The 1,475-nt window shown below is 67.9% G+C and carries 1 protein-coding gene and 1 pseudogene; both read left to right on the top strand.

What is annotated here, in order from left to right; translation table 11 throughout:
• Window positions 1–368 (top strand): annotated as a pseudogene (locus B3I25_RS08770) (TetR/AcrR family transcriptional regulator); the annotation flags it as partial.
• 178 nt (window positions 369–546) lie between these two features.
• Window positions 547–1,475 (top strand): MMPL family transporter (locus B3I25_RS08765; RefSeq protein WP_286738663.1); only part of this gene is annotated, 929 nt, incomplete at its 3' end.

Below are 1,475 nucleotides of genomic sequence, written 5' to 3'. Positions count from 1 at the left end.
CGTCGGACGTTTCCCTGGGGGACGTCTACCGGCAGTTGATCGGATCGCTGCGCACCCACACCCTGATCGAGGAACTCCAACCGGTGTTCTCCGTGGACCTGCAGGACACCCCCGCGGCGTCGCTGTGGGGATTCAGGGTGACCCGCACCGCCGTGGACCGCTTGAACGAGGTGCTGCGCGAACGGCTGCCGCAGCACTCGTCCTTCGAGACGCACTTGGTGGCCACCACGCTCATCAACTCGTTCGCTGAGTGCCTCGACGAATGGGTTGCGCGCACCGGGGGCGAGCTGGACGAGCGGGGCCGCCGGATCTGGGACGAACTGTTGACCACCGCACTCGGCGTCCTGGGGCGGGGCTTCGATTCCTGATGCCGCGTACCGATCCGAAACCCTGACCAGCACCACCGGCGAGCCCCCGACGCCGGGGCCCGAGACCGCAGACCGGCGCCGCGGCGTCGTCGACAACCGCACAGCACCCATGGACCGATCAGCCGCCGCCCCGCGCGACGCACCCACCAGAGAACTTCCGATTCAGTAGGAGAATCCCGTGGCACGACTTCTGTACAGGCTGGGCAAGAGCGCAGCCTCCCACGCGTGGGCGGTGATCTTGGTATGGCTCGCGGTGCTTGCGTTGGCCGTGGGCGGGGTCGCCATGTCGGGTGTGAACCTGAGCAACGCCATCACGATCCCGGGCACCGAGACCCAGAACCTCGCGGACCGGCTCAAGGACGAACTCCCGGAGGCGAACCAGGGTACCGGGCGCGTCGTGTTCTTCACGGAGGACGGCTCCGAGTTCACGCAGGCCCAGAAGGACGGCATCGCCGAGGCCCTGAAGGCCACCGAGGACGTGGACCAGGTGGCCTCCACGAGCAACCCGTTCCAGACACAGCAGCAGCTGGACGACGGTCGGCAGCAGTTGCGGGACGGCCGCCAGCAGCTCGAGCAGGGCGAGCAAACACTCGCACAGCTGCGCCAGAACCTGCCGCCGGGCGTGAGCGAACAGCGCATCCTGCAGCAACGCGGGATCGACCCGCAGCAGATCGCCCAGCAGAAGGCCCAGCTCGAAGAGGGTGAACGGGCCACGGAACGCATGGGTGACTACCGCGTGGTCTCCCGGGACGGCAACTCCGCGATCAGCGTGGTGAGCTTCTCGGTGGACCAGACCTCCGTGGAATCGGACACCAAGAGCGCAGTGATGGACGCCATCAAGGACCACCCCGTGGACGGCGTGGACGCCGAGTTCTCCCAGGAGCTCGCGCAGGACATCTCTTCCCTGGTGGGTCCGGCGGAGATCGTGGGCGTGATCATCGCGGCCCTGGTGCTGCTGATCATGCTGCGCGCCGTGGTCCCCGCGGCGCTGCCCGTGCTGACCGCGCTGTTGGGCGTGGCCATCGCCACGAGTGCCACCCTCGCGTTCTCCGGCGTGATCGACATGATGTCCGTGACGCCCATGCTCGGCGTCATGCTGGGCCTGGC

It is taken from the genome of Kocuria sp. UBA1838, assembly GCF_002338785.1.
GTDB lineage: Bacteria > Actinomycetota > Actinomycetes > Actinomycetales > Micrococcaceae > Kocuria > Kocuria marina.
This window is presented reverse-complemented; position numbering and strand designations above follow the sequence as displayed.